Annotated in this window: 32 protein-coding genes and 1 tRNA gene; 24 read left to right on the top strand and 9 right to left on the bottom strand. The window is 70.3% G+C overall.

Annotated features, from left to right (window positions below; genetic code table 11):
- Nucleotides 1-65: 65 nt before the first annotated feature.
- The 9 genes from BM396_RS03385 (at nt 66) to BM396_RS03345 (ending at nt 5,779) form a co-directional block, all read left to right on the top strand.
- A complete protein-coding gene (locus BM396_RS03385) occupies nt 66-554 on the top strand; it encodes a hypothetical protein (protein ID WP_043383834.1) in 489 nt (162 codons plus the stop codon).
- Nucleotides 551-802 (top strand): monovalent cation/H+ antiporter complex subunit F, encoded by a 252-nt coding sequence (locus tag BM396_RS03380; protein ID WP_043351953.1) that lies wholly within the window; start codon nt 551-553, stop codon nt 800-802. Before BM396_RS03385 ends, BM396_RS03380 begins: the two co-directional genes overlap by 4 nt.
- Nucleotides 799-1,083: a monovalent cation/H(+) antiporter subunit G gene (locus BM396_RS03375; protein WP_043383837.1), complete on the top strand. Its 285-nt coding sequence runs from the start codon at nt 799-801 to the stop codon at nt 1,081-1,083. The genes BM396_RS03380 and BM396_RS03375 overlap by 4 nt, the downstream gene beginning before the upstream one ends.
- Nucleotides 1,080-1,331, top strand: coding sequence for a Na(+)/H(+) antiporter subunit B (locus BM396_RS03370; protein WP_043383840.1), 252 nt, complete (start codon nt 1,080-1,082; stop codon nt 1,329-1,331). The genes BM396_RS03375 and BM396_RS03370 overlap by 4 nt, the downstream gene beginning before the upstream one ends.
- The gene (locus tag BM396_RS03365) at nt 1,328-2,104 is read left to right on the top strand and encodes an MnhB domain-containing protein (RefSeq protein WP_043383843.1); all 777 of its coding nucleotides are present in this window, start codon (nt 1,328-1,330) and stop codon (nt 2,102-2,104) included. The genes BM396_RS03370 and BM396_RS03365 overlap by 4 nt, the downstream gene beginning before the upstream one ends.
- The gene (locus BM396_RS03360; RefSeq protein ID WP_043351959.1) at nt 2,101-2,508 is read left to right on the top strand and encodes a sodium:proton antiporter; all 408 of its coding nucleotides are present in this window, start codon (nt 2,101-2,103) and stop codon (nt 2,506-2,508) included. Before BM396_RS03365 ends, BM396_RS03360 begins: the two co-directional genes overlap by 4 nt.
- Nucleotides 2,505-4,259 carry a complex I subunit 5 family protein gene (locus BM396_RS03355; protein WP_043383845.1) on the top strand — a complete coding sequence of 585 codons (1,755 nt, stop codon included), beginning with the start codon at nt 2,505-2,507 and terminating at the stop codon, nt 4,257-4,259. Before BM396_RS03360 ends, BM396_RS03355 begins: the two co-directional genes overlap by 4 nt.
- A 60-nt stretch (nt 4,260-4,319) precedes the next feature.
- Nucleotides 4,320-5,081, top strand: a complete 762-nt coding sequence (locus BM396_RS03350) for a hypothetical protein (protein ID WP_199807249.1) — start codon at nt 4,320-4,322, stop codon at nt 5,079-5,081.
- Between the two features lie 419 nt (nt 5,082-5,500).
- Entirely contained in the window at nt 5,501-5,779 is a 279-nt protein-coding gene (locus BM396_RS03345; RefSeq protein ID WP_043383849.1) for a DUF6894 family protein, read from the top strand.
- A gap of 93 nt (nt 5,780-5,872) precedes the next feature.
- Here the strand turns inward: BM396_RS03345 and BM396_RS32600 are convergent, their stop codons facing one another.
- Nucleotides 5,873-6,292, bottom strand: coding sequence for a hypothetical protein (locus BM396_RS32600; protein WP_158713288.1), 420 nt, complete (start codon nt 6,290-6,292; stop codon nt 5,873-5,875).
- A 165-nt stretch (nt 6,293-6,457) separates the two neighbouring features.
- On the opposite strand from BM396_RS32600, the gene BM396_RS03335 reads away from it, so the two are divergent.
- Together BM396_RS03335 and BM396_RS03330 are read left to right on the top strand one after the other, a co-directional pair.
- Nucleotides 6,458-6,829, top strand: coding sequence for a hypothetical protein (locus BM396_RS03335; RefSeq protein WP_043351972.1), 372 nt, complete (start codon nt 6,458-6,460; stop codon nt 6,827-6,829).
- A gap of 140 nt (nt 6,830-6,969) precedes the next feature.
- Nucleotides 6,970-7,167 carry a hypothetical protein gene (locus tag BM396_RS03330; RefSeq protein ID WP_043351974.1) on the top strand — a complete coding sequence of 66 codons (198 nt, stop codon included), beginning with the start codon at nt 6,970-6,972 and terminating at the stop codon, nt 7,165-7,167.
- Between the two features lie 8 nt (nt 7,168-7,175).
- On the opposite strand, the gene BM396_RS03325 is transcribed toward BM396_RS03330, so the two are convergent.
- Nucleotides 7,176-7,592, bottom strand: coding sequence for a hypothetical protein (locus BM396_RS03325; RefSeq protein ID WP_043383852.1), 417 nt, complete (start codon nt 7,590-7,592; stop codon nt 7,176-7,178).
- A gap of 346 nt (nt 7,593-7,938) precedes the next feature.
- Between BM396_RS03325 and BM396_RS03320 the strand changes: the two genes are divergently transcribed.
- Complete coding sequence (locus tag BM396_RS03320) at nt 7,939-8,409, top strand: hypothetical protein (protein ID WP_043383856.1); 471 nt, start codon at nt 7,939-7,941, stop codon at nt 8,407-8,409.
- 112 nt (nt 8,410-8,521) lie between these two features.
- Here the strand turns inward: BM396_RS03320 and BM396_RS03315 are convergent, their stop codons facing one another.
- The 4 genes from BM396_RS03315 to BM396_RS03300 all read right to left on the bottom strand — a co-directional run bounded on the left by BM396_RS03315 (nt 8,522) and on the right by BM396_RS03300 (nt 12,771).
- Entirely contained in the window at nt 8,522-10,000 is a 1,479-nt protein-coding gene (locus BM396_RS03315; protein WP_043383858.1) for a methyl-accepting chemotaxis protein, read from the bottom strand.
- 808 nt (nt 10,001-10,808) lie between these two features.
- Nucleotides 10,809-10,884, bottom strand: a tRNA-Thr gene (locus BM396_RS03310).
- 110 nt (nt 10,885-10,994) lie between these two features.
- Nucleotides 10,995-12,140 (bottom strand): 3-dehydroquinate synthase, encoded by a 1,146-nt coding sequence (gene aroB, locus BM396_RS03305; RefSeq protein WP_043383861.1) that lies wholly within the window; start codon nt 12,138-12,140, stop codon nt 10,995-10,997.
- Between the two features lie 19 nt (nt 12,141-12,159).
- Nucleotides 12,160-12,771 carry a shikimate kinase gene (locus BM396_RS03300; RefSeq protein WP_051044824.1) on the bottom strand — a complete coding sequence of 204 codons (612 nt, stop codon included), beginning with the start codon at nt 12,769-12,771 and terminating at the stop codon, nt 12,160-12,162.
- 255 nt (nt 12,772-13,026) lie between these two features.
- On the opposite strand from BM396_RS03300, the gene BM396_RS03295 reads away from it, so the two are divergent.
- From BM396_RS03295 to BM396_RS03285, 3 genes are all read left to right on the top strand, one after another.
- On the top strand, nt 13,027-13,179 hold the full coding sequence (locus BM396_RS03295; protein ID WP_043351982.1) for a hypothetical protein: 153 nt from the start codon (nt 13,027-13,029) through the stop codon (nt 13,177-13,179).
- Entirely contained in the window at nt 13,176-14,120 is a 945-nt protein-coding gene (locus BM396_RS03290; RefSeq protein ID WP_043383863.1) for a site-specific tyrosine recombinase XerD, read from the top strand. The genes BM396_RS03295 and BM396_RS03290 overlap by 4 nt, the downstream gene beginning before the upstream one ends.
- 128 nt (nt 14,121-14,248) lie before the next feature.
- Nucleotides 14,249-14,767, top strand: a complete 519-nt coding sequence (locus BM396_RS03285; RefSeq protein ID WP_043383865.1) for a MarR family winged helix-turn-helix transcriptional regulator — start codon at nt 14,249-14,251, stop codon at nt 14,765-14,767.
- A gap of 66 nt (nt 14,768-14,833) precedes the next feature.
- On the opposite strand, the gene BM396_RS03280 is transcribed toward BM396_RS03285, so the two are convergent.
- Together BM396_RS03280 and BM396_RS03275 are read right to left on the bottom strand one after the other, a co-directional pair.
- Nucleotides 14,834-15,199, bottom strand: a complete 366-nt coding sequence (locus BM396_RS03280) for a c-type cytochrome (RefSeq protein ID WP_024831013.1) — start codon at nt 15,197-15,199, stop codon at nt 14,834-14,836.
- A gap of 246 nt (nt 15,200-15,445) precedes the next feature.
- Nucleotides 15,446-16,462, bottom strand: a complete 1,017-nt coding sequence (locus BM396_RS03275) for an NAD-dependent epimerase (RefSeq protein WP_043351988.1) — start codon at nt 16,460-16,462, stop codon at nt 15,446-15,448.
- 262 nt (nt 16,463-16,724) lie between these two features.
- On the opposite strand from BM396_RS03275, the gene BM396_RS33610 reads away from it, so the two are divergent.
- From BM396_RS33610 to xseA, 7 genes are all read left to right on the top strand, one after another.
- Nucleotides 16,725-16,859 (top strand): hypothetical protein, encoded by a 135-nt coding sequence (locus BM396_RS33610; protein ID WP_280142382.1) that lies wholly within the window; start codon nt 16,725-16,727, stop codon nt 16,857-16,859.
- A gap of 142 nt (nt 16,860-17,001) precedes the next feature.
- Nucleotides 17,002-17,265: a hypothetical protein gene (locus BM396_RS03265; RefSeq protein ID WP_043351989.1), complete on the top strand. Its 264-nt coding sequence runs from the start codon at nt 17,002-17,004 to the stop codon at nt 17,263-17,265.
- Between the two features lie 109 nt (nt 17,266-17,374).
- Nucleotides 17,375-17,632, top strand: a complete 258-nt coding sequence (locus BM396_RS03260; protein ID WP_043351991.1) for a DUF6894 family protein — start codon at nt 17,375-17,377, stop codon at nt 17,630-17,632.
- 67 nt (nt 17,633-17,699) lie between these two features.
- Entirely contained in the window at nt 17,700-17,906 is a 207-nt protein-coding gene (locus BM396_RS03255; protein WP_043383871.1) for a hypothetical protein, read from the top strand.
- A complete protein-coding gene (locus BM396_RS03250; RefSeq protein ID WP_043383873.1) occupies nt 17,906-19,222 on the top strand; it encodes an MFS transporter in 1,317 nt (438 codons plus the stop codon). Before BM396_RS03255 ends, BM396_RS03250 begins: the two co-directional genes overlap by 1 nt.
- Before the next feature lie 164 nt (nt 19,223-19,386).
- On the top strand, nt 19,387-20,859 hold the full coding sequence (locus BM396_RS03245) for an MDR family MFS transporter (protein ID WP_043383876.1): 1,473 nt from the start codon (nt 19,387-19,389) through the stop codon (nt 20,857-20,859).
- Nucleotides 20,860-20,939: 80 nt separating this feature from the next.
- Nucleotides 20,940-22,637: an exodeoxyribonuclease VII large subunit gene (xseA, locus tag BM396_RS03240; protein ID WP_043383879.1), complete on the top strand. Its 1,698-nt coding sequence runs from the start codon at nt 20,940-20,942 to the stop codon at nt 22,635-22,637.
- Nucleotides 22,638-22,686: 49 nt separating this feature from the next.
- On the opposite strand, the gene BM396_RS03235 is transcribed toward xseA, so the two are convergent.
- A complete protein-coding gene (locus BM396_RS03235; RefSeq protein ID WP_043383882.1) occupies nt 22,687-23,439 on the bottom strand; it encodes a GNAT family N-acetyltransferase in 753 nt (250 codons plus the stop codon).
- Nucleotides 23,440-23,564: 125 nt separating this feature from the next.
- Between BM396_RS03235 and BM396_RS03230 the strand changes: the two genes are divergently transcribed.
- Together BM396_RS03230 and BM396_RS03225 are read left to right on the top strand one after the other, a co-directional pair.
- Nucleotides 23,565-24,992, top strand: a complete 1,428-nt coding sequence (locus BM396_RS03230; RefSeq protein ID WP_043383884.1) for an alpha/beta hydrolase — start codon at nt 23,565-23,567, stop codon at nt 24,990-24,992.
- Complete coding sequence (locus BM396_RS03225; protein ID WP_043383887.1) at nt 24,989-26,536, top strand: GMC family oxidoreductase; 1,548 nt, start codon at nt 24,989-24,991, stop codon at nt 26,534-26,536. Before BM396_RS03230 ends, BM396_RS03225 begins: the two co-directional genes overlap by 4 nt.
- Nucleotides 26,537-26,541: the final 5 nt, after the last annotated feature.

Below are 26,541 nucleotides of genomic sequence, written 5' to 3'. Positions count from 1 at the left end.
GCCGTGACGTTCGGTCGGTCATGCGCATGGCCACGCTTCCGCGGGGCGCGCTCCGGTCAGGATCGATGCGGGCAGGACCGATCAGCGGACTCAGAAGGCGCTCGGGGCGTGATGGCCTCGCGATCTGGGTCGCCCTAGCACTGACCTACATGGTCTTTGCCGGCTCGGTGAGCGTGAACGAGGGACTCGCCGCCCTCGTCTGCGCCAGCCTCGGGACGCTGTGGTGGTGGGGCGTCGGCCGGCGCGGCGGCGTGCGGTTCCGCTTCGACCGGGGGACGCTGCGGCCGATCTGGCGGGCGCTGCGCGGCTTGCCCCGCGAGACCGTTCAGGTGGGCGGCCAGCTGGTGAGGGCCCTGCGCGGCGGCGCCGGCGGCGGGACGACCCGCGAGCGGAGCGCCTCCGACTTCGCCTGGGCGACGCCCGACGGTGCGACGGCGCCGGCCGCGCGGGCCGTCGGACTGCTCGCCGCCTCGCTCGCCCCCGACAGCTACGTCCTCACCCTCGACCGCGATCACGGAACGGTGGTGACGCACGGCCTGGAGGAGGCGCGATGACGGTCTGGACGGCCGCCATCCTGGCGCTGCTGCCGCCGCTCGCCGTTGCGGCGGCTTTGGCGTGGCGGGGCCGGCCCGGCCAGCGCTTCGCCGCCTACCAGCTCGCCGGCAGCGTCACGGTCCTGATCCTGACGCTTATGGCCTTCGCCACGGACCAGGCTTCGATCACCGACCTCGCCCTCACCCTGGTTCTGCTCAACCTGCCCGGCACGATGCTGCTCGCCGTCTTCCTGGAGCGCTGGATATGAGCGTCGTCATCGGTGTCCTGCTGGCCCTCGCGGTGGCGGTGACGTGGCTCGCCGCGCTCGCCCTGTGGCGCCTGCCGCGGGCCCTCGACCGGCTGCACGCGCTGGCCTTCCTCAACGTCGCGGCCTCGATCCTCGTCACCATGGCGGCGTTCCTCGCCGACGGCCTCTCCGGGCGCTCGCTCAAGATCCTGGTGATGATGGTGGTGTTCCTCGCCTGGGCGGCGGTGCTGTCGCACGTCTCCGGCCGGGCCGTGCTGATGCGCGAGGGGCGCTCGGCATGACGGCGATCCTGCCGCTGCTGTTCCTGTTCGCCGCGATCTCGGGCACTGCCGTGGTCCTCGTGCGCGATCCCGCCCGGCAGGTCTTCGCCATCGCGGTCAACGGGCTCGTCCTGGCGATCCTGTTCGACGCCCTTCAGGCGCCCGACGTCGCCCTGTCCGAACTGGCGGTGGGCACGGCGGCCGTCCCGCTCCTCTTCCTCGTGGCGCTCATGGCGGTGAAGACCCAGCCGCCCGAGGAAGATTCGTGAGCCCGAACGCCCGGATCGTCCTTCTGGCCCTCGCGGGCCTCGCCCTGCTCCCCGGCGCGGCGGCGGTGATCGCCGGCTTGCCGGCCTTCGGATCGACGATCGCGCAGTATGGCGAACGCATCAACGCGGTCGCCCCCGAGGCACGGCACGTCGCCAACATGGTCAGCGCCATCAACTTCGACCTGCGCGGCCTCGACACCCTCGGCGAGGAGTTCATGCTGCTCGCGGCGATCACCGGCACGGTGGTGCTGCTGCGCGGGCGGCGCGGCGAGGGCAACACCGAGCGCGCCATGCGCCGGCCCGGCCGCGCCGTGATCCCGCGCTCGGAGGCCGTCGTGCTCGCCTGCCGGATCGCCGGCCCGCTCACCGCGCTGTTCGGCCTCTACGTCGTGCTGCACGCGACCGTGACGCCGGGCGGCGGCTTCCAGGGCGGCGTCATCCTCGCCTCCGGGACCCTGCTGATCTATCTCGGCGAGGGCTATGCCGGCTGGCGCGACGCCATCCGCAGCCACTGGCTCGACGCCCTGGAGGGCGGGGGGGCGCTGCTCTTCGCCCTGTGCGGGCTGGCGCCGATGCTCACCGGCGCCGCCTTCATGCAGAACATCCTGCCGCTCGGCACCTTCCGCGACCTGTTCTCGGGCGGCCTGATGCTCGTCGAGAACCTCGGCGTCGCCCTGGCGGTGACGGGCGGCTTCACGCAGCTCTTCCTGGAATTCATGGAGGAGACCCGCGAGGCGCGCGAGCCCGAGGAACCGGGGGAGGAATCCGCGTGAGTGTTCTCCCCTACGCGGTTGCCGCGTGGCTGTTCGGGATCGGTCTCTACGGCATCGCCACGAGCCGCAACTTCATCCACCTCGTGGGCTGCCTCGGCGTCTGCCAATCGGCGACCTACGTGCTCCTGCTCGGCCTCGGCTATCGCTGGGGCAGCATCGCGCCGATCTTCTACGACCACCCGCCGGGAACGCCCGCCGTCGACCCGGTGATGCAGGCGCTGGTGCTCACCGACATCGTGGTCGGCGCAACGCTCACCGCGCTTCTCCTCGTCCTGACGATCCAGGCCTACAAGCGCGGCGGCAGCCTGGACCCGGAGAAGCTCCGGCCGATGCGCGCGGGCGGCCAGTCCGGGCGCGATCGGGGATCGAACCGGGTGGGCGATGGGGAGCGGAAAGCCTCGTGACCGCTTTTCCCGCCGCCCTCCTCCCGCTACCGGTCGCCATCCCGCTCGTGATCTGCGCGGCGATGCTGGCGACCGCCCATTTCCTGCCAGGCCGCCTCCCCGACATCCTGGCGACGCTGGCGGCCTTGAGCGTCGCGGTGCTCTGCGGCGTCATCGCCGTGCATGCCGCCGACGGGCCCCTGGTCTACTGGTTCGGCGGCTGGGAGCCGCGCGACGGCGTCCATCTCGGGATCGGCTTCTCGGTGGACGAGGCCAGCGGCTGGGTCGCGGCCTTCATCGGCCTCCTCTACGCCCTGACCTTCGTGTTCGCCTGGGGCTTCTTCGATCGCACCCACGGCCACTTCCACATCCTGATGCTGCTGTTCCTGGCCGCCATGGTCGGGTTCTGCTTCACCCGCGATATGTTCAACCTGTTCGTGTGGTTCGAGGTGATGAGCGTCGCGGCCTTCGCGCTGACGGCCTACCATCTGGCGGAATCGTCGCTGGCGGGTGCCATCAACTTCACCGTGGTCAACAGCCTCGCGGGCTTCTTGATGCTCGGGGGCATCGGGCTGATCTACGCCCAGACCGGCACGCTCGATTTCGAGGGCATCGCGGCCGCCGTGGCGCGAGGCGGCCGGGATCCGGTGGTGGCCGGGGCCTTCTGCCTCGTGGCGTCCGCCCTGATGATCAAGGGCGCGATCGTGCCGTTCCAGTTCTGGCTCGCCGACGCCCACGCGGTGGCGCCGAGCCCAGTCTCGGTGATCTTCTCGGGGGCGATGGTCTCGCTCGGGCTGTTCGGCCTCGCGAAGGTGAGCGCCGTCGTGTTCGGCGGCTCCGATCAGGTTCGGCACGCCCTGCCGGCGCTCCTCATCGGCCTGGGCAGCTTCACGGCCCTCCTGGGCGGCTGGATGGCCCTGCTGCAGCGCCACCTGAAGCGGATGCTCGCCTTCTCGACGATCTCGCATGCCGGGATCATGCTCACCGGCCTCGGGGCCCTCTCGGTGGACGGGACCGGCGGTATGCTGGTCTACGTGGTGGGCCACGGGCTGGTGAAGGGGGCCCTGTTCATGATCGCCGGCATCCTGCTCGCGACCCAGGCCAGCATCGACGAGATCGCCCTGCGGGGGCTCGGACGGGGGATCTGGCCCGCCGGGATCGCCATGGGTCTGGCCGGGCTGCTGCTCTGCGGCCTCCCGCTCGGCGTGCTCGATCAGGGCACGCGCCTGGTCCAGGGCGCGCTGGCACAGCAGGGGCACGGGATCGCGCTGGCGGCCGGCGCCATCGGCGCGGCCCTGACGGGGGCGGCGGTGCTCCGGGCGGCAGGACGCATCTTCCTGGGCCTGGGGCCCGATCCCGGCGACGAGGCCGGGGCACCGAGCGAGGACGAGCGCGAGAAGGCCAATCGGCCGCTCTGGCTGATGCTGGCGCCCTGCTGCGTTCTGCTCGCCCTCGACGTCGGTGTGCCGGCGGGCCTGATCGAGCACGCCCTTCCGCGGGCGGCGTCGGCCTTTCTGCACCGGCCGGCGGTGGAGACCCTGGCGGAGGGACCAGGCTGGTTGCCATGGGCATCCGTGGTCGCCGCGCTGGCGGGTGCCGGCTACGGGCTGTTCCGGAGACGCCTGCCGGCGCTGGTGGTCCGACCGGTGAGCGCGACGCAATCGGCGCCGACGCGTGCGCTGGAGGTGCTGCACAGCGGCCTGATCGGCGACTATGTGGCGTGGCTCGGGGTCGGCGTGGCGGTGGTCGCGGGCGTGCTGGCCTTGGCGTGACCATGCGCAACCGGACGCGGACGAACCTGATCGGCCGCGCCCATCAGGGGTAGGTCGTCCGTGTCGAACCAAGCGAGCGGTTCCCGTTTCCGATACGCGCTGCTGCTCGGCCTCAGCCTCGTTCTCGTCGCCGGCGGCATCGGAATGATGGTCACGGGGGCGGACGGTGGCGTCGCGACGACAGCGTTCTTCGGGGTCTGTGCGGCGGTCTCCGTCTGGCACATGCGGCCCGGGTTGCTGGAATCGGAGATCCGCTCGGCGGACACCGTGCTCGCGCATTATCCCGGTCCGGTGGTTCTACGGGCCTCGGTGAAGAAGATCCTGTTTCTCGCCACCCTGTCGGCCGTCTTCGGCGGGGTCATGCTCTGGATGCTGATGCACGAGGCGCCGTCAGTGACGATGCAGGTGCTGCTCTGGCCGGGCGTCGTGCTGTTCCTGGGCGGCCTGCCGGTCCTGATCCTCGTGGCGATCCGGGGTTCGTCGCTGCATCTCGACGGGACGGGCTTAACGATCGTGCAGGCCGGCCGGTCGCGGCGCATGTCCTGGCACGACGTCAGCGGCTTCGCAGCGGTGACCGTGAAGGGCACGATGCAGCGGATGGTCGTGTTCGACGATGCGCGCGTAGGAGAGGGCCGCCTCGTCGCCCTGAACCGCCAGCTCACCGGGCGTGGAGCCGGGCTGCCGGACAGCTACGGATTGGACCCCGACGCCCTCGCCGCTCTGCTCACGGCTTGGCGCCGTCGGGCGGTTCAGGACGAACCGATCGGACCGTCAGGTGTCTCCGCCGGAGACCGTCCGAGGGCATCGGAGCCAGCGCCGTGATCGACGCGCTGTGCGCCTCACCGGATCCATCGTCGGCGGCGTCCGGACGGGCGGCGCGCGCCCGGGGCCGGTATCGCCGCGCCGATCCCGAGCATCGCCGAGATCGAGCAGGCCCTCACGGCAGCGCTCCAGCCGCGGAACGCGATCAACATCGCGCCGAGGCGCAGGGCAACGACCGCTTCGCGCCGCGGATCCGGCTTTTCATCCCCCAGGGCGCGGATCCCGGAAGGGCCGCCCGGTCCGCGTTTATTCGTCAGCGATGATGCAGTGTGGTCATACGAGATAGGCGGTATTCGGCGATCCAGATCAATGCCGACCACGCATGACCGTGTAAAGGTGCGCCTATCGCTGGCAGATTGATTCGGGCGTCAGTGGCCGAGAGTAGCGCGTGCTCCCGCCCCTTTACTGTGGAGCGCCCCATGCCGCGGTACTTTTTCGATATCAGCAACCGAAGCTTCCATCGCGACGAGGAAGGCAGCGACTGCGCTAATTTTGAGGCGGCCCGCGCTCTTGCGATGCGAAGCCTGCCCGAGATCGCGCGGTTCGCGATCCCGGGCGACGGGGACAACCAAGCCTTCGTTGTCCTGGTCCGCGATGAGGCTGGAACCGTCGTCTACACGGCGACGCTCACCTTCGCGGGGGTCCGGCTCAACGACGCCGCGAGTTCGCTCGGCCCTTGGCCTTCCCCGGCGCCTTGATCTGTCCCACGGCGGCATCGAAGTCGGTCTGATCCTCGCCGGCGCCAGCGTCACGCGCGGCTTCGATGCACCGGCGGCGCTGTAACTCGGGTGTCAGCGTCTTGGCCTTAAGCCGCTCGGCGTATGGGCATGGCTCATCGTTGGCGAGATCGGACACTCCCCCGTCCCGTGAGCAGATCGGGGCGGGGCCGCGCGGATCCTGACGGGATCGCTTTGGGGATCGGGCCATCGATCGTGAAGAGGACCGGGATGAGCTTCGCGCTCGACGTCCGATCTGTTCGCGAGCGGAAGCTGATGCGGCAGAGCTGTCATCAGCACACCGTCCGGCTCGGACAATTTCACGACGAAGCGCGCATCATCATCATGCATGCTGACGATCGTGCCTTCCGTGCCCGCGGCGGTGAGGTCGCCGTCATCGCTGATTGCGTCGACGCGCAGTACCACGTCATCGAGGTCCCGGAAGCTCGACGCAGGCTCGGTCTGCCAAGCACGATAGGCGTCCTCGAGCGACATCGACCAAATCTGGCGCACGAGCGAGCCAAGCACAAACCACGCGATAAGCTCCTGTCAGAAGCTCAGGGTTAGCGCAGCGGCGCGATCACGACGTTCTTCTCCCTCCGTCTGCCATTCTCCACCCGATGACGGTCTATTAAGTCTGCGCCCCTTACCCCGGCCGTCATGTCCGACCTCCCGCCCGCCGTCGCGTCCTGGCGCGATCAGATCGAGCGCCTGTCCGAGCACGCCTCGCCGTGCCGGTATCTCCTGCCGGCGAAGTGGGCGGCGATGCGGGCGAGCGCGCTGGCCTTCCTCGACCAGTTCGGCGCCGAGGCGCATCGGCTCGGCTGGACCGCGCCGCAACTGTTCGGGGTCCATCCGGAGCACGGATTCCTGCGCGTGGAATATGCCGGCGCCCTGATGGTCAACGACAGCCGGGTCACCGGCGTCGAGCCCGACCGGGTCGTGTTCGACCGCTTCTCCGGCTACCGGACCAAGCCGGGTCAGACCTGGGGACCGCCGGTCTGGGAGTTCGCGGCCAAGGGGCGCGGCTGATCCCGCCTGTGATCTGCGAGGATGTCGGGGGCAACCGCGCGGTTAGCCGACGCAGGTTGTTGCGCCGGCCAAGCCATTAACGCGTCAGGCCTTTTCGCGGCGCATGGTGCGGGCATGTCCCATTGCGCCACGAGCCTGCCATGCACTTCGAGATCCGCGCCACCGGCCGCCACCTCTGGACCTGGGTGTTGCTCGACGCGACGCAGATGACGGTCCTGGAATCGGACCGCACCTTTCCGTCCGAGACCCAGGCCTCGGCGGCCGCGCTAGCCTTCGCGAAGCTCGTGAACCGGGCTGGCCAGACGCTGACCGCGGGATCGTCAGGCGGCCTGATCTAGACGCGGACTCACTTCCGGCGCGGGCGGAGCGGCCCGTAGAACCCGCTCCATTCCAGGCCCAAGGCCTGCGCTCGCGCGGCCAACACGCCGGGCACCGACATCAGGCTCATGACCGGCGACGCCAGGATGGCCGGGTCGTGTAGGAGGAGCCCGACCTGTCGTCCCCGCCACCAGAACAGCCCGAACAGCAGGGCGAGCGTCAGAAGCAGGCCCCAGGTCACGAGGCCTTGCCCGAAGATGGAGAGGCCATAGGGTGGTGCGAGGGCCGTACTGAGCCACGACAGGCCGATGCCGACGATCGGCAACAGGATGAGGAAGCCCAGCAGTTCCAGGGGCAGCCGCCGGACTACGCGGAGGGCGGCGTTCAGGTCCTCGACCGACACGGCGTCGAGGGAGAGCCGTTCATCGCTCGCAGCCGGCCTCATGGAGCCTCCTGGCTTGGATGCTGCCCTCGACCGTGGGGCGGCATCGTTCTCGGACGCACTGGCCTGTGAGAGTCGCCGAGCCCCCAGTTGCCGGACCGCCGGTCGGCGGCATGCTCGGCCACGTGCTGCTTCTTCGTGGCGGTCCGCAGGCCGAGACAGGCGATGGCCTGGGCGCGGGCCGATATCATCCGAGCGCGGTTCGCTTATAAGTCGATGCGGAGACAGACGAAATCGGCCGCCATTCACATTCGTCCACCGGTTGCGAAGATCGGAGGCGCGGGCGCCTTGAAGCTTACCCCCGCCTCGGGCTTGTTCTGCGTTCGTTCGCAAGCGGAGGAGCGCCAGAATGGGGCGCCTGGGCAACGTCCAGCCTGGTCGGGTCTACGTCGACTGCGCGCCCTGCAAGCGCTCGGGACGCTACACCGTGGCCAGCCTGATCGATCGCTACGGCGCCGACGTCCCGACGGTGGATCTGCTCCGCCATCTGACGGCGTCGTGCCGCTACCAGCGCCGGCCCGGGGCTGCGCCCGCGCGGAAATACGAGCACCTCTGCCTCGCCGCGATCACGCTGCCGCCGCCGGCGAAGCAGATCCCGCCGGTGCCGCCTGGGGTGCCCTACACGATCGAGGTCTGGCGCGACGCCGGCGGCAACGTCGCGCTGCACCTCGCCACCATCTACCCGCTGTCGATGGCGCTCGCCGCGTTCGAGGCTGCCTGCCGCGAATGGCCGACCCATGAGGTCACGCTGCGGGACCGGGCCCGGATCGTGCGGAAGCGTGAGGTGCCGCCACGGGTCGACGGCGCCTCACCGTCTTGAGCCTCCCGGTCCCGCGGTCGAACCGACTCGCGCGCTCCGCGACGGACGGCCTTACGGCGGCCCGCGCTGGAGCGGACGACCGCAGAGGCAGAAGCGGCAGCGACGGGCGGTGTTAAGACACCATGGCCCGTGACGCCTCGCGCACGAGCCGCGTTGAGGTGTCGACCTCCTGGGTCGAGGCGGCGATCACGCTCACATTGCGGCTGATCTCCCCTACGGCCTGGGTCATGGCCTGCATGTTGATGGACATCTCCTGGGCGACCGCAGCCTGCTGCTCGACGGCCGTCGAGATGGCCGAGGAGATCTCGTTGACCTCTCCGATCGTCTGCCCGATGCCCGCGATGGCGGTGGCGGCCTGATTCGCAGCGTCCTGCGTCTGCGCGATCTGGCTGCTGATGCTCTCGGTCGCCTTCGCGGTCTGGGCCGCCAGGGATTTCACCTCGGTGGCCACCACGGCGAAACCCTTGCCGGCCTCGCCGGCCCGGGCGGCCTCGATCGTCGCGTTCAGCGCCAGCAGGTTCGTCTGCCCGGCGATCGTGTTGATCATCTCGACCACCTCGCCGATGCGCTGGGCGGCGGAGGCGAGGCCGGCGACCACTGTCGAGGTGGCGACCGCCTGCTCGACAGCCCGCCCCGTGACCTGCAGCGCGCGGTTCACCTGGGCGCTGATCTCGCCGACCGAGGCGGCAAGCTCCTCGGACCCGGCGGCGACACTCTGGGTGTTGCCTGAGGCCTGGGCGGCCGCGCTTGCCGCGCTCACCGCCTGCTGCGATGCATGAGAGATCGAGCTGCTGATCACGTCGAGGTCGCGGTCGACGCCCCGGTGGATTTCGGCCCGCCGCAGCCGCTCGGCCACGGCCTCGGTGATGTCGGTGGCGAACTTCACCACTTTCACGAGGCGGCCCGCGGCGTCGCGGACCGGGTTGTAGGTGGCCTGGATCCAGGCCTCGCGGCCGCCTTTGCCGATGCGCTTGTACTCCGCCTGCTGATACTCGCCGCTCCGGAGCCGGTCCCAGAAGGCCCGGTAGGCCGCGGTATCGCGGTCTGCCGCATCGACGAACATCGCATGGTGCTTGCCCTTCACCTCGTCGAGGCTGTAGCCGACCACCGCGAGGAAGTTCTCATTGGCGGTGATGATCGTCCCGTCGAGGTTGAATTCGATGATCCCTTGCGAGCGGTCGAGGGCGTTCAGCTTGCTCTCGAAATCGGCGTTGCGCAATTTCTGCGCTGTGATGTCCGTGGCGCATTTGAAGACGCCGTAGGGTTTGCCGTTGCGCCCGATGAGTGGGGTATAGCTCCCCTGAATCCAGACTTCGCGGCCGCCCTTGCCGATGCGCTTGTATTCAGATGTCTGATGTACACCGCTGCGCAGAGCGTCCCAGAACGCCTTGTAGGCTGCGCTCTCGCGCTCGACCGGGTCGACGAAGATGGAGTGATGCCGCCCCTTGATGTCGTCCAGTCGGTAGCCGAGGATCGACAGGAAGTTGGCGTTGGCGGTGACGACCTTTCCGTCGAGATCGAATTCGATCAGTGCGTGAGAGCTGTCGAGCGCATTCAATTTCGCGTGATGGCTGGGACGGAGAGACAGCATCTTAACCTGCTTTTAATATCGACGTTTCTATGCCAATTCTTTCATAAACTAATAAAATATCAGTAAACTTTCTTTAAGTGTAGACTTTTCGAGAAGGATTGAACTCCGCATTTTCTACTTTAAGTTGATTCGTCTCGTATTCTCGTATTGCTGCCGGCTGGCCATCTGCTGCTGGTTATGTAATTTCCGATCGCTTGCGGCTCAGAGAGATAAATTTCGATAACTATCCCCGCGAATTCGACGAGATCACCGCGGTCTGCAGTAGTAGATCCAGTCATTGAGATGCGCTGGCTCAAGACATGACGATGCCGGCTGGTCGCGAGATTGCGACTACGCGGCCGCCGGTCGCGCTGTGGTGCGAGGCGTCCATTCAACTGCCGCCCGCGCAGCCTTGATATTCTCCCGCGTGTCACCGAGGCGGGTCGAAAGCAGCCTTGTTACATGACGCCGCGGGGCTCGCATCAAGAGAGGCGGGAGCAGCCCTCGCGAAGCGCCACGGGATCGCGGTCCGCTGCTTCTGGCTGATGGCTGGGCCTTTGGCCTCCAGGCGCGCCGGCTTGTCGGCGATCAGCGCCTCGGTCGCCCAGGTGTGCGTACGGAGGGACGCGACGAGATCGGCGCCCAGCCTTCGCGAGCGGATACGATTCGGTGACGAGCTCGGCCGGCACCGCATCGACGGTGGCGTCGATGTCCTGGCCGCTGACCACGGCGGCCTAGCGCAGCTCGGAGATGGTCGAGTTGTTCGCCATGCTGCCTGCCATATGCATGCCGGGCCGGTCATTCGGTCAGCAAGCGCAGGGCTAAGTGGTGGTGCCGCAAGAGGGATTCGAACCCCCGACCCCCTCATTACGAATGAGGTGCTCTACCAGCTGAGCTATTGCGGCCCTGGTTCCGAGGAACCGTGACCGACGCACGCAGTGTGCGGCGCCGGACGTGGCAGGCTCATAGCGGCACGGCCTGCGTTAGGCAAGGCCACCGCCGACTATCGAGCACTTCAGAGGTCTCGATGCGACGCCAGTTCGTCTTCCAGGAAGGCCGCCACCGCCGCCCGGTCAATGCCCGGGGCGATGAAGCTCTGGCCGATCCCGCGGGCCAGGATAAAGGTCAGCGCGCCGTCGCGGACTTTCTTGTCCTGCGTCATCGCGTCGAGAATCGACTCGACGGTGCCGCATCCGCCCGGGACCGCCTGCAGACGGGTCGGCAGCCCGGCGAGGGCGAGATGGTTGGCGACGCGGCCGGCATCCTGCCCGCCGCAGAGCCCGAGCCGGGCCGAGAAGCGGAAGGCGAGCGCCATCCCGATCGCCACGCCCTCGCCATGCACCAGACGGGCGGAATCGTAGCCCGTCAGGCGCTCCAGGGCGTGGCCGAAGGTGTGGCCGAGATTGAGCAGCGCCCGCTCCCCGTCCTCCCGCTCGTCCCGGGTGACCACCGCGGCCTTGGCCCGGCAGCAGGAGGCGACCGCCTGCTCGCGCTCCGGGCCGCCGGAAAAGATCCCGCGCCAGTTCGCCTCGCACCAGTCGAAGAAGCCCGGATCGGCGATCAGCCCGTACTTGGCGACCTCGGCATAGCCGGCGCGCATCTCGCGCTCGGAGAGGGTGTCGAGGGCGGCCGTATCGGCCAGGACGAGACGCGGCTGGTGGAAGGCGCCGATCAGGTTCTTGCCCAGCGGCGCATTGATGCCGGTCTTGCCGCCCACCGAGGAATCGACCTGGGCAAGGAGGCTGGTCGGCACCTGCACGAAGCGCACGCCCCGCCGCAGGGTGGCGGCCGCGAAGCCGGCGAGGTCACCGACCACGCCGCCGCCCAGGGCCACGACAAGGTCGCCGCGCTCGACCTTGAGGGCGAGCAGGCCGTCGCAGACTTCCGCAAAGCCGGCATAGGACTTCGACGCCTCGCCCGGTGCCACCGTCACCACGCCCGCCTGAAGGCCGGCGCGCTCCAGGCTGGTGCGAAGCCGCGCGGCATAGAGGGCGCCGACGGTGGCGTCCGTCACGATGGCGGCGCGGCGCCCCCCGAGCGCGGCCACGGCGACGCCGGCCGTGTCGATCAGCCCGCGGCCGATCAGGATGTCGTAGGCGCGGCCGGCGTCGAGGGGCACGTGGACGGTCAGGAGGTCCTGACGGGGCGTCGGCTCGGTCATGGGGCGGTTCGCTCGGGTCTCACTGGGCGGCAACGGGGACGGAGCCTTCGCCGCTGAGATGGGCGTCCAGCGCTTCCAGCACGTCCTGGACGACCCGGTCGTGCGACACCTCCCGGGAGATGACCATCACGTCGGCGGCGGCGTAGACCGGGTGGCGCACGGCCATCAGGTCCCGCATCGTCGCCTCCGGGTCCTCGGTCTGCAGCAGCGGACGGTTGCCGCGCTTGCGCACGCGCCGCATCAGCACGTCCAGATCGGCCTTCAGCCACACCGAGACCGCGGATTCGGCGATGCGGGCGCGCGTCGCCTCGCGAAGGTAGGCGCCGCCGCCGGTCGCCAGGACCAGCGGGCCGGCCCGGAGCAGCCGCGAGATCACCCGCTCCTCGCCGTCGCGGAAGCTCGGCTCGCCATAGATGGCGAAGATGTCGGGGATCGTCAGGCCGGCCGCCGCTTCGATCTCGATGTCGGCATCCTTGAAGATCAGCCCGAGGCGACTCGCCAAGCGCCGGCCGACGGTGCTCTTGCCCGCCCCCATGAGGCCGACGAGCACGATCGAGCGCAGGCCGAGCGCGCGGCGCAGACGCGCCTCGATCGGTTCACCCGCCGCCTCCTCGCTTATGGCCTCCTGCATCGACTCCTGCATCGCATCCGTGTGGCGTCCCCGCCTCCTCACCGGCCCCCGAGCGGCTGTCGCCGGGCTGCCTCCATCCTGCGGCAGGCTCTTAGCGCGATTCAAGCGGGCTGCGAAACGCATCGCTGTGTCGTTGTGGGCCTTGTCAGCGCCGCGTTCGCGTGGTCGAACCCGAGCACCCGCGGCGGCTCGGAGACAGCCCTCGCCCGTCCCCCTTCCCGCCGCCAGCGCCCGTCTGCCCGAGGTTCGACCGACGTGCCGACCCTATTCCGTTTCTTCGCCACCCTCGCGATCCTGGCGGGCCTGGTTTTCGCTGCGATGTTCGCCTTGGCGAATTTCGTCCAGCCGACGCCGCGGGAGATGACTGTTTCCATCCCCGCCTCGAAGCTCCAGCCCGGCAACCGTTGAGCGGGTCGGACGTCTCCGGCGATGCCGGCCGGGCGCTCTGCCCCGAGGCCGCCGACTATCTCGACATGCTGGCCGCCGAGCGCGGTGCCGGCCTCAACACCCTGACCGCCTACCGGCGCGATCTGGAGGATTATCTCGGTTACCTCGCCCGGTCGGGGACCGCGCTCGACGCCGTGGATGCCGGCACGCTCCGGGCCTTCCTGATCGATCTTGAGACCCGCGGCCTCAAGGCCTCCTCGGCAGCGCGGCGCCTGTCCTGCGTGCGCGGTTTCCACAAGTTCCTGTACGCCGAGGGGGGCGCCGAGAGCGATCCCAGCGTCGCGGTCTCCGGACCGCGCCGGGGACGGTCGCTGCCCAAGGTGCTCTCCATCGCGGAAGTCGACCGGTTGCTCGCCACCGCGCAGGCGGCCGCCGCCGCCGAGCAGCCGCCGGGGCCGGCCCGCCGGGCACGCCGGATGGTGTGCCTGCTCGAGTTGCTCTACGCCACGGGCCTGCGCGTCTCGGAGCTGGTCGCGCTGCCGCGCGCGGCGGGCGTGAGCCGCGAGCGCTACCTCTTCATCAAGGGCAAGGGCGGCCGCGAGCGCTTGGTCCCCCTGACCGAGGCGGCTTGCGCCGCCATGTCGGCCCATCTTCCGGCGGTGCCGGAGGACTCCGCGTGGCTGTTCCCCGCCGACAGCGACAGCGGCTATCTCACCCGGCAGGCCTTCGCCCGCGACCTGAAGACGCTCGCTGCGGCGGCCGGCCTGCATCCGGACCGCGTCAGCCCCCACGTGCTCCGTCACGCCTTCGCCAGCCATCTCCTGCAGAACGGGGCCGACCTGCGCATCGTCCAAGAGCTGCTCGGTCATGCCGACATCTCGACAACGCAGATCTACACGCACGTGCTCGATGAACGCCTGAAGGCGATGGTCCGCGATCTGCATCCGTTGATGGATGGCTGAGGATCACCGCACAGAACGCGTGGCAATCCTGGTCGATCGCCCCAATTGTATAGGTTATGCGAAATGCCTAAGAGGGGCCTTTCGCCATACCGGTACGCGAGCCAGCCTTTACCAGAGAGAGTTTTCCTATGTCAGGCCCTTCGGCCTCGCAGATCGGCGCTGAGCTGGATCAGGCGGGGCACACGCGTGCCGATCAGCCTTCGCAGCAGGAGCGGCAGCGCCTCGACAATCAGCTGTGCTTCGCGGTCTACGCCGCCGCGCACGCCTTCGGTCGCGCCTACAGAAACCTTCTCGGGCGCTACGAGCTGACCTATCCGCAATACATCGTCCTGCTGGTGCTCTGGGAGCAGGACGGCCTTTCGGTGAAGGAGATCGGCAATCGTCTGTTCCTGGATTCAGGAACGCTGACGCCGCTCCTGAAGCGCCTCGAGGCCTCAGGCCGGGTTCGCCGTGCCCGCGACCGGGTCGACGAGCGTCAGGTCAGCATCTTCCTCACCCCGGCTGGCCTAGCCCTGCGCGACGAACTGGCCTGCATCCCCGACGAGGCGGGCGGCCTGACCGGCTTCGACATCCAGGGTCGCAAGGATCTCCTTCACGATCTCGTTACCCTCAGGTTGAGCCTTCAGGCAGGTCTCGCGTCCGACTAGGGACCGCACCCGGCCCGGGAGCGACCGCGCGGTCGCTCCCGGTTCTCGCTTGCGCGGATTCGCGTCTCAGGACTGCGTCTTGAGGTAGGCGATGACGTCGTTGATCTTCTTGTCGTCGGGATAGCCCTGGAAGATCATCTTGGTGCCCGGGACCTTCGCCTTCGGGTTCTTCAGCCACTCGTGCAGGTTGGCTTCGTCCCAGGTGATGCCCGAGTTCTTCAGGGCGGCGGAGTAGTTGTAACCCTCGTAGGTGCCCGCCTTGCGGCCGACGACACCCTTCAGATCAGGGCCCACGCCGTTCTTCTGGAAATTGTGGCACGCCTTGCAGGGAGCGAACGCCTTCTCGCCGGCGGCCGCATCCCCGGCCTCCTGGGCCTGTGCCGCGAGCGGCATGACAACGGCAAGGACGGCGCCGAAAACGAGTGAACGCATGGATTTCCTCCTGTTGGCCACCGTTGCGGCAGCGATGCGGGCAGAGCTTGCCTGCCTGGAATAGCTCTAAATGAATCTGCCCGGCGGGCGCAACGGCCTAGTCTGGCAAAGCCGTCGCCCGTGTTCAGATCGGCGGCCGACCCGGCGCGCCGCCTGCCTCAACACGGTGCGGCCGGTTTGGCTCCCCGGATGGCCGGAAGCCCCGTCCGGCCGCCGGCGGCCGGTCGCGCGCTCACCGCGCCTGTCTCAGACGCCGTGGTAGGTCCGATACCAATCGACGAAGTGCCCGATGCCCGTCTTCAACGGCGTGGCGGGGCGGAACCCGGTCTCGTGCACGAGATCGTCGATGTCGGCGTAGGTCGCCGGAACATCGCCCGGCTGCATAGGCAGCAGGATCTTCTCCGCCTTGCGGCCCAGGGCCGCCTCAAGGAGTGCAATCATCTCCAGAAGCGCCACCGGCTCGTTGTTGCCGATGTTGTAGATCCGGTAGGGGGCGGCGCTGGTCCCCGGATCCGGCTCGGCAGCGCTCCAGGCGGGGTTTGGCGTGGCCGGCCGTTCCGTCAGAGCCTGAATCCCCGCGACGATGTCGTCGATGTAGGTGAAGTCCCGGAGCATTTGCCCTTCGTTGAACACCCGGATCGGCTCGCCCGCCAGGATGGCGCGGGTGAACAGATACAGGGCCATGTCCGGCCGCCCCCAGGGGCCGTAGACGGTGAAGAACCGCAGGCCGGTGGTCGGCAGCCCGTAGAGATGGCTGTAGCTGTGCGCCATCAGCTCGTTCGCCTTCTTGGTCGCGGCGTAGAGGCTGAGCGGATGGTCGACGTTCTGATGCACCGAGAACGGCATGGTCGTGCCGCCGCCGTAGACGGAACTCGATGAGGCGTAGAGCAGATGCTCCACACCCCCGTGGCGGCAGGCCTCCAGAATGTTCAGGAAGCCGACGAGGTTGCTCGCGGCATAGGCATGGGGATCGGTGAGCGAGTGACGCACGCCCGCCTGGGCGGCGAGGTGGATCACCGTCCGGAAGTCGTGCCGGCGGAACAGCGCGTCGAGGCCGTCCCGGTCCGCGAGGTCGAGCCGCGTGAAGCTGTGGCCCTCGAAGCCCGCGAGACGGGAAAGCCGGGCCTCCTTGAGCCGCACGTCGTAATAGGCGTTGACGCTGTCGAGTCCGACGACCTGGCGGCCGGACTCGAGAAGACGCAAAGCGAGCTGGTTCCCGATGAAGCCGGCGACGCCGGTGATCAAGACAGGGGGCTGTGACATCCGCGGACCGACGGGCGGACAAGCCCGCCGAACGCGCGCTGTAGCATGGGGCCGGAAGCCGACAAATCGGATCGCAGCGGGCGCCGGGAGCGGCGAGCCGGGATGCCCCTGCACGGCTTGTCGCCCCGGCTCTGAGCCCTGTAGGTTCGCGGGTGCCGTGCAGACAAACCCGCGACCGCTCCCGGACAGCCTGACGCGCCTGCTCGCCGTGCCGGAGCAGCGGCCGGTCGGAGCGCGTCCCGATCCTTCGCGCAGGGGCGGCGTGTCACGAACACCGGATCGGCGCTCGGCGCACGCGGCGCTGGAGACGGCGATCCTCCGCGGGTTCGTGTTCGCCGTTTCGGGGGGCGTCTGGCTCGTCGTCCTGGCACTCTCCCTCCGGCACATCGCGCGGTAGGCGCTCCCCGCCGTGCCGCTGCGCCGGCTGCTGTGGATAGCGGGATTTCGTCGGGCCTTCTGCTTCTTCTGACCGTACGCGAACCGCCGAGTTCGCTATTGAGGCACCAAGACGGGGGCGGCTCTGCTGCAAGGATTGAGCGATGTCTCTGACGGGGCGTTTCTGGTTCCGAAAGACCTGGACGGGGCGACTGGTGTTGCTGGTCGAGGAAGAGCGTCCCCGCTGGTTCGGCCGCGGCTCCGGTAAGCCGCGCTGGCGCAACGCCAAGCTCCTCGACTTCGCCGAGCCGGAACTGCGTCCGCTCATGGCCATGGAGAAGCAGCACCGCGCGGCCGGCGTCACCGGCCAAGTGCGGGCCCTCCGCCCGGTCCCGTCCGCACCGGACAGACGCGCCGCGAACGGCTGAGGACGGGCGCGGCTGGGCGGCCTGCGCTGCGGTTTGGTCCAAGGACCGGCGATCCCCACCTATCGCGGATCGCTCCGCCCTGGCGGACGCCTCCGAGCCGGTAAAAGCCATGCCGCGGTACTTCTTCCATACGCATATCGGCGCGGATGTCGTCTCCGACCCGACCGGGACCGAGCTGCGCGATCCGGACGCGGCGTGGGAGATGGCCCAGGAGACGATCCGCGCCGCCCTGCGCAATCCGCAGAATCAGGCCCGGCTGATGACCGCATGCCTCGTGGTCATGGACGATGACGGCGAGGTCGTGCTGGAATTCCCGTTCAGCGAGGCCGTCGTGCTTCCGCCGTCGGAGGATCCGACGCGTCACTGAGAGCGACGACGCGCGCGATCCGCGCCCTACATCGCGGCGCAGCCTACCGATACGGAGCTGCGCCCGAATGGATTCGCCCCCGAACGATCTCGATGCCCGCGCGCTCGGCCGAGCCGCATCTGCCAAGGGCTCGGCCGCGAAAGCCCGCGCCTGCGCGCAGGGGACGGAAGCGCCCGCGCTCCGGCTGTCCGGTCATGACGAAGCCCTGGCGGATGGCGCAGAATCCGTGACCGGCGGTCTCGCCAAGCACCCGGTCGACGGATCGGCCCGCTGATGGACGCCCGGACCGCACCGCATCCCGGCGCACATCATCCTACGCTCGACCGCAAGTCGGTCGGGGCCGTCGTCCTGGGCAATGCTCTCGAGTTCTACGATTTCACGGTCTACGCCTTCTTCGCCAAGCCGATCGGCGAGGCCTTCTTCCCGGCAAACGATCCGACCCACAGCCTGCTGGCGTCGCTGGCCCTGTTCGGCATCGGCTACGTCATGCGGCCCATCGGCGGCGTGCTGATCGGCGCCTTCGCGGACCGTGCCGGCCGCAAGCCCGCGATGCTGATCACCATCGCGCTGATGGCGGTCGGCATGCTGATGCTGGCCGCCTGCCCCGCCTACGCGACGATCGGCGGCTGGGCGCAGGTGATCGTCATCGCCGGACGGCTCGTGCAGGGGCTCGCCCTCGGCGGCGAGGTCGGCCCGTCCACTGCCTTCCTGCTGGAGGCGGCGCCGCCGGAGAAGCGCGGCTTCGTGACGAGTTGGCAGATCGCCAGCCAGGGCTGTGCGGCCCTGTTCGCCGGGATTTTCGCGACCGCCCTGGCGCTCGTCCTCGGCGACCAGGCCATGGCGCAATGGGGCTGGCGGCTGATGTTCGCCCTCGGCCTGTGCGTGGTGCCGGTCGGCCTCGTCATCCGCAGTCATCTGCCGGAGACGGCCGGCGCCGAGGAGGATCCGGACGCGGCCGCCTCGACCCTGGCGGTGGTCGGCCGGTTGCTGCGGGAGCATGGCCGGCTGCTGGGCCTGACCTTCCTGGTCATCGCCGCCTCCACCGTGTCGAACGCGGTCGGCACCAACATGCCGGTCTTCGCCGGCGCGACGCTCGGCTTGAGCGAGACGGCCGCCACGGCGGTGCCGATCGCGCTCGGGCTCGCCTCCGTGATCTTTCCGCTGCTCGGCGGCTGGCTCGCCGACCGGGTCGGCCGGCGGCCGGTGATGATCTGGCCGCGCGCGCTGATCCTGATCCTGGCGGTTCCGGCCTTCGCCTGGGTCGTGCAGGCGCCGAGCGCCGCCAGCGTCTACGCGGTCACCTTCCTGCTGTCAGCGCTGTCTTCCATCAACGCCGCCGCGGTGATCGTCGGCATTCCGGAGGCGCTGCCGCGGGCCGTCCGCAGCGCCGGGCTGTCGATCGTCTACGCGGTCTCGGTCTCGGTGTTCGGCGGCAGCACCAATTACGTGGTGAACTGGTTGATCGCCACGACCGGCGACCGGCTCGCGCCGGCCTACTATCTCGCCGCGTTCAGCCTCGTCGGGACCGTTGCCGCCTTCCTGCTGCCGGAGACGCGCGGGCGGGACCTCGACGCCGATGCGGAGGCCTGAACAGACCGGCCGCATGCGCCCTGAGCATCGCGGCGCCATGCCCATGCACGGGCCGCGGGGCCAGGTGCCGGTGTATGTGCGCTCGCGCACGGCTCTCGCGGCCCGAGAACCGGTCGCCGGTTTCGAGGCTAGGTCGGCACGCTCGTGGGGCCTAGACCGGCGCCATGCCGAAGCCTTCCGAGACGCGCCGCCCGCTGGTCCTCGCCGCGGTGATGGCGGCGATGTTCATGATCGCCATCGAGGCGACGATCGTCTCGACGGCGATGCCGCAGATCGCCGGACAGCTCGGCGACCTCCACCTCTACGCCTGGGTGTTCGCCTCCTTCCTGCTGACCCAGACGGCCACCACGGTGGTGTTCGGCAAGCTGTCGGACCTCTACGGGCGCCGGCCGGTGCTGCTGTTCGGCATCGCGGTGTTCTTCGCGGGCTCCCTGCTGTGCGGGCTCGCGTGGTCGATGCCCTCGCTGATCCTGTTCCGCCTCGTGCAGGGCGTCGGCGCGGGGGCGATCCAGCCGGTGAGCCTGACCGTCGTCGGGGACCTGTATTCGGCCCGCGAGCGCGGCCGGGTCCAAGGCTTCCTCGCCAGTGTCTGGGGGATCTCGTCGGTGGCCGGGCCGCTGGTCGGCGGCCTGATCATCGGCCATCTGAGCTGGCCGTGGATCTTCTGGATCAACCTGCCGATCGGCGTGATCGCGGCCGGCCTGTTCCTGCGCTTCCTCCACGAGGGCGTCGAGCGCCGCAGCCGCCAGATCGACGTGATCGGCGCGGCCCTGTTCACCGCGGCCATCGCGGCGCTGATGCTCGCGCTGACCGAGGCCGGTGAATCGGCCGAAGCGGCCCTGTGGCCGGCGCTGGCCTTCGTGGTGGCCGCGATCCTGTTCGTCGTCCAGGAGCGGCGTGCCCCGGACCCGATGCTCGACATCCAGCTGTGGATGCAGCGCCCCATCGCGACGGCCAACACCGCGACGCTGCTCTCCGGCATGACGGTGATCGGGCTCACGGCGTTCCTGCCGATGTACGTTCAGGGCGTGCTGCGGCAATCGCCCCTGATCGCCGGCCTGACGCTGACCCTGATGGTGCTCGGCTGGCCGATCGGCGCCACCACGGCGGCGCGCAGCTTCGTGCGGTTCGGCCTGCGCCCGATCCTGCTGGTCGGCGCGACCCTCCTGCCCCTCGGCGCGATCGCCTTCGTGGCGCTCGGGCCGGATACATCCCCCGTGGTGGCGGCCTGCGGCTCCGTGGTGATGGGGCTCGGCATGGGCTTCCTGTCCACCGCCGCCATCGTGATCATCCAGGACAGCGTCGCCTGGGCGCAGCGCGGGGCGGCGACGGCCTCGAACATCTTCTCGCGCAATCTCGGCTCGACCCTTGGCGCCACCGTGCTGGGCGCCGTGCTGAACTACCGGCTGGCGCACCCGTCGAGCGGCCCGGCGGTGAATTCCGACCAGCTCCGCCGCCTGCTCGACGATCCCGGCAGCCTGGGCGCCGGCGGCGAAGCCATCCGGCACGGGCTGCAGCACGCCCTGCACGGCACGTTCTGGACGGTTTTCGTCGTGGCGGTGCTGACGCTGCTCCTGTCGCTCCTCGTTCCGCGGGTGGCGATCTCGGACCGTCCGCGCGAACTCGCGGTGGAGTAGCGGCGCAGCGCTCCGGCCGAACGACCGCATCTCCACAGCGGACCTTTGACTGTCCTGCCGGAGCCCCCTAGCGTCCGGCCATGCCCCTCGTGCCGCCCCCGCGCCCCGCAGCCCAGCCCGCGGCGGATATCCCGCCGACCCGCGTGCTCAATGCCAACCAGCCCGAATGGTCGGTGGGCGAACTGGCCGGTGCCCTGAAACGCACGCTGGAGGACGCCTTCGGCCATGTCCGCCTGCGCGGCGAGATCTCGGGCTATCGCGGCCAGCACGGCTCGGGCCACGCCTATTTCTCCCTGAAGGACGGGCAGGCCCGGATCGACGCGGTGGTCTGGAAGGGTGTGTTCGGCCGCCTGCGCCAGCGCCCCCAGGAGGGGCTGGAAGTCGTCGCCACCGGTCGCATCACCACCTTTCCAGGAAAGTCTTCCTATCAGATCGTCATCGAGAACCTGGAGCCGGCGGGTCTCGGGGCCTGGATGGCTCTTCTGGAGGAGCGCAAGAAGCTGCTCGCCGCCGAGGGGCTGTTCGCCCCCGAGCACAAGCGGCCCATCCCCTACCTGCCGCAGCTCGTCGGCGTCGTCACTTCGCCGACCGGCGCGGTGATCCGCGACATCCTCCACAGGCTGGAGGACCGGTTCCCGCGGCCCGTCCTGGTCTGGCCGGTGCGGGTCCAGGGCGACGGCGCGGCCGAGGAGGTCGCGGCAGCGATCCGCGGCTTCAACGCGCTTCCGGCGGGCGGCGCGATCCCGCGCCCGGACGTGCTGATCGTCGCCCGCGGCGGCGGCTCCATCGAGGATCTCTGGGCCTTCAACGAGGAATGCGTCGTCCGCGCCGCCTTCGAGAGCGCGATCCCGCTGATCTCGGCGGTCGGGCACGAGACCGACACCACGCTGATCGACTACGTGTCCGACCGCCGGGCGCCGACCCCGACGGGCGCCGCCGAGATGGCGGTGCCGGTCCGCGCCGACCTGATCGCCACGGTGGCGGACCTCTCCGCCCGTGGCAGAGGGGCGGTCGGGCGCCGGATCGACCGCGACCGGTCGGATCTGCGCGCCCTCGGGCGCGCTCTGCCCAGCGCCGACGCCCTGCTGGCGGCCAAGCGCCAGCGGCTCGACCTCGCCGAGGCGCGCCTCGCCCCGGCCCTCGCGGCGGGCGCCAGCCGCCATCGCGCGCGGCTCCAGCTCCTCCTCGACCGGATGGCCCGGCGCTCGCCCGACGTGGTCCTCGCCAACGCCCGCGCGCGGCTGGCGCGGATCGACCACCGGCCGCTCAATGCTCTGCGCAACGACGTCCAGCGCAAGGGCGAAGCCCTGATCCAGCTCGGGCGGCGCCTCGTCGTCGCGCGGGAGGCCGGCCTGGAACGGGCCCGGGCGCTGCAGGCGCGCCACACCGACCGCCTGCACGCGCTGTCGGAGCGCCTCGCCCAGGCCGGGGCGCGCAGCATCGAGCGCCGCCGCGACCGTCTGGACGGGCTGGCGGGCCTGCTCGGTTCGCTCAGCTACCGCGCCGTGCTCGACCGCGGCTACGTGCTGGTGCGCGATGCCGCTGGGCTGCCGATGCGCCGCGCCGCGGATGCGGCCGCGGCCACCCGCCTCAGTCTGCAATTCGCCGACGGGACCGTGACGGCCGTGCCCGACGGGGCCGATCCGTCCGGGAACTCCGATCCATCCCCGTCGGCGAAGCCCGCGCGTCGCGGCAGCGCGGCCTCGCCGGCGACGCCGGGCAGGCGGACCGGTACGCGCCCTGCCCCGACGCGGCAGGGCTCGCTGTTCGACGCCTGAGACCACGGCCGGAGCGGGTGCGGGACTGGGCCGCGATCCGGCTCGCGTCTCAGCCGGGCTCCGGACCGACCCGATAGTGATAGCGGTACAGTTCGCGCTCGAAGCCGAGGGCGCGGTAGAGCGCCCGCGCCGGCGTGTTCGCCGCGACGACCTGCAGGCAGGCCGCCCGGGCGCCCTCCGCCCTCCCCCAGCGCAGCAGCGCGGCCACGGCGCGCCGGGCATGGCCGCGGCCGCGCAGGGGTTCGGGGGTGGCCACCGCCTCGATGACCAGACAACCACCGTCGAGCACCCCGAAGGCGATCGCGCCGATCCCGCCCTCGGCCGCGGCCGCCGCGAAGGCCCGCGGCAGGGACAGGGCGGCGACGGTGTCGCGGAAGACCTGCGCGGCTGCGGCGTCCGCGTGGTTCACGGCATCGCGCACCGCCAGCCAGTCCTCACCGGGGACGGCGGCGACCGTCGCTGCCGGCTCAGGCACCGCCGGCAGGTCATCGAGCGCGCGGAGCAGCGTGCAGGTCTCGTCCACGACGGCGAAGTCCGCGCGGGACAGGAGCGGCTCCATCAGCGGGGCGATCGCCGGAATCCGGAAGATCGCGCGCCGCCCCAGACGCTCGTAGATGGCGCGCGCGGCCTCGATGGCCGGTCCGGGCGCACCGCTCCCCCGCATGGGCGTCACGGAATTCTGCCGCTTCGAACGCCCGCCCGCGGCGCGCAGCAGGTAGCCGTGGATCAGGAGTTCGCGCGGGCTCGGCCAGGCGTTGAGGCAGGCTTCTTCCACGCGCCAAGCCTGTTCAAGATCCGTCACCACGGTCTCCTCCGTATGCCCTGATCGCACGCCGTCCCGGCTTGACCGTTCGGTCCGGGGCAAAACGTCGGCCATGCGGCGTCGCGTACGCTTGAAGCACTCTGGCACCGCGCGATGTCTCCGCAATGTCCGAACCTGAAGTCCTGTTCTGCCTTCACTTCCTGGGGGGCAGCGCCCGAAGCTGGGAGCCTTTGGCGCGTGCCCTCGCGGGGACGCCGCTGACATGTGTGCCGGTCGACTTGCCGGGCTTCGGCGATGCCGCCGGCACGCCGGGCTATTCCGTCGCCGCGATGGCCGATCACGTGGCCGAAGCCATCCGCGCGCGGGCTCCGGCCCGGTTCGGGATCGCCGGTCACAGCATGGGGGCCAAGGTCGCCTTGGCCTTGGCGCGCCGGGCCGAGGATGGCGAAGCGGGTCTGACCGGCCTCACCGATCTCATCCTGGTCTCCGGCTCGCCGCCGAGCCCGGAGCCGATCCCGGAGGACCGGCGCGCCGAGATGCTCGCCTGGATCGATGCGGATCCCGAGACGCGGCGGCGCGAGGCTCAGGCCTTCGTACGCGCGAATGTCGGCGACCGGCTGGACCCTGAGACCGAGGAACGGGCGGTAGCCGACGTCCTGCGGGCCGCGCCGGCCGCCTGGAAGGCTTGGCTCGAGGCGGGCGCCAACGAGGATTGGTGCCGCCGCGTCGGCGTCCTGCGCACCCCGGCGCTGATTCTGGCCGGATCCGAGGACGCCGACCTCGGACCCGACGCGCAGCAGGCCCTGACGGCGCCCCACCTCGCACATCATCGCCTCGTGACGGTCGACGGCGTCGGCCATCTCCTGCCGCTGGAGCGGCCGGCCGCCCTGGCCGACGGGCTGCGCGCCCATTTCGACAACCGGCCCCGCCGACCGGTTGAGGCGGCCCCGACGGTGGCGCCGGACTACGCGGCGCTGATCGCCTCCGAGCGGGTCAACGGCCGCCTGCGCCAGGCGCTCGCGGAGCGCGCCGCGCCGGACGACCCCGCCTATCGACCGGCGGCCCTCGACCCTGTGGAACTCGCGATCCTGCGGGCCGCCCTCGCCCGGGTGATGCCGGTGCCGCATCTCGATCTCGCGGCCCGCCTCGATCGGCGGCTGGCGTCCGGCGCCGGCGACGGCTGGCGCTTCTCGGCTCTACCGCCGGACGCGGACGCCTACCGCGCCGCCCTGCGCACCCTGGATGCCGCCGCCCGGGCCGCGCAGGGCCGCCCGTTCACAACCCTCGACGCGCCACGGCAGGACGCGCTGCTCACCCTCTGCCAGCGTGGGGACCTGACGGTCCCGGACGCCCTCGGAGGCCGGCTCGACGCCGACCGGATGCGGTTCTGGTTCGAGGATCTCCGCGCCGACGCGGTGCGGCTCTGGCTCGGCCACCCGGCGGCGCTGGCGCGGATCGGCTTCTCGGGCATCGGTGCCGGCGGCGACCGGCCGGGAGAAATCGCCGACGGCCTGCCGGGCTTCCACGCGGTCGGGCTCGACGCGCCGGAACCCTGGGAGCCCCAAACGCTGCAGACGGAGGCAGGACGATGAATCTCGCGGGCATGCGGACCTACCGCGCGGACGACGTCGTCGATGCGGTCGTGGTGGGGACTGGCGCGGGCGGCGCGCCGCTCCTCGCGCGCCTCGCCGCCGCGGGCCTCAGGGTCGTGGCTCTGGAGGCCGGACCGAACTTCACGCCGGAGCGCTTCGCCTTCGACGAGACGCTGGCGGACGAGATCTACTGGACCGATGAGCGGTTGAGCGGCGGCGCGACCCCGGAGGCCTTCGGGGCGAACAACAGCGGCACGGGTGTCGGCGGCTCGACGCTGCACTGGGGTGCCTTCGTGCCCCGGGCCGACACCCGCGACCTCCGGCTCCATACGGAGACCGGCGAAGGCGTCGACTGGCCGCTGACCTACGAGGACCTGCTTCCGTTCTACGAGCGGGTGGAGCGGTTTCTCGGCGTGTCGGGCGCGCCGAGCTATCCGTGGGATGCCGGCCGGCGCTATCCCCTGCCCCCGGTCCCGCGGAATGGCCCGGCCGACATCATGGCGCGGGCCTGCGAGGCCCGCGGCATCCGGTGGGCGGACGCGCCCGCCGCCGTGGTCTCCCAGGATTTCCAGTCCGAGGACGGACCCCGCCGCAACGCCTGCATCAATTGCGGCTTCTGCCACCAGGGCTGCCGCACGGGCGCCAAGGCGAGCATGGACGTGACCTACCTGCCGTACGCGGTGGCCCACGGTGCCGAGATCCGGGCCGAGGCCTTCGTCCACGGCCTGGAGCGCGCTGCCGACGGCCGGGTCATCGGCGTGGTCTACCGCCAGGATGGCGAGGATCGCCGGCAGCGGTGCGGCGCCGTTTTCCTCTGTGCCGGGGCCGTCGAGACTCCGCGCCTGCTGCTCAATCTCGGGCTCGCCAATTCCAGCGGCCAGATCGGGCGCAACTACATGGGGCACGTGGCGACCCAGGTCTGGGGCACCTTCGACAACGAGGTCCGGATGAACCGGGGCTATCCGTCCTCGCTGATCACCGAGGATTTCATCCGCGCCGGCGCCGACTTCGCCGGCGGTTACCTCATCCAGAGCCTCGGCGTGGTGCCGGTGACCTTCGGCAATGCGGTGGCGCGGGGGCGCGGCCTGTGGGGGAAGCCGCTCCTCGACTACCTCGACCGCTACAACCGCCTCGCCGGCATCGGCATCAACGGCGAGACCCTGCCCTGCGACGCCAACGTGCTGACCCTCGCCGATGAGACCGACGCGCACGGGATGCGCAAGGCCCATATCAGCTTCGGCTACGGCACCAACGAGGACCGCCTCAACGCGCATGCCACGAAGGTCATGCGCGGGCTCTGGGAGGAGGCGGGGGCCGAGGACATCTGGGTGCTGGAGCGCGTCGCCCACACGCTCGGGACCTGCCGGATGGGCCGCGACGGGTCGAGCGCCGTCGTCGATCCGCACGGCCGCAGCTTCGACATCGACAACCTGTGGATCTGCGACGGCTCGACCTTCCCGAGTTCGCTCGCGGCGAACCCGGCGCTGACCATCATGGCGCTCAGCCTGCGCAGTGCGGAGGCGTTCCTGGCCGGTCGGGCCTGAGGATG

It is taken from the genome of Methylobacterium sp. UNCCL125 (genome assembly GCF_900116795.1).
GTDB lineage: Bacteria > Pseudomonadota > Alphaproteobacteria > Rhizobiales > Beijerinckiaceae > Methylobacterium > Methylobacterium fujisawaense.
The sequence above is the reverse complement of the archived record's forward strand: the minus strand, read 5'-3'. Positions and strand labels throughout refer to the sequence as shown.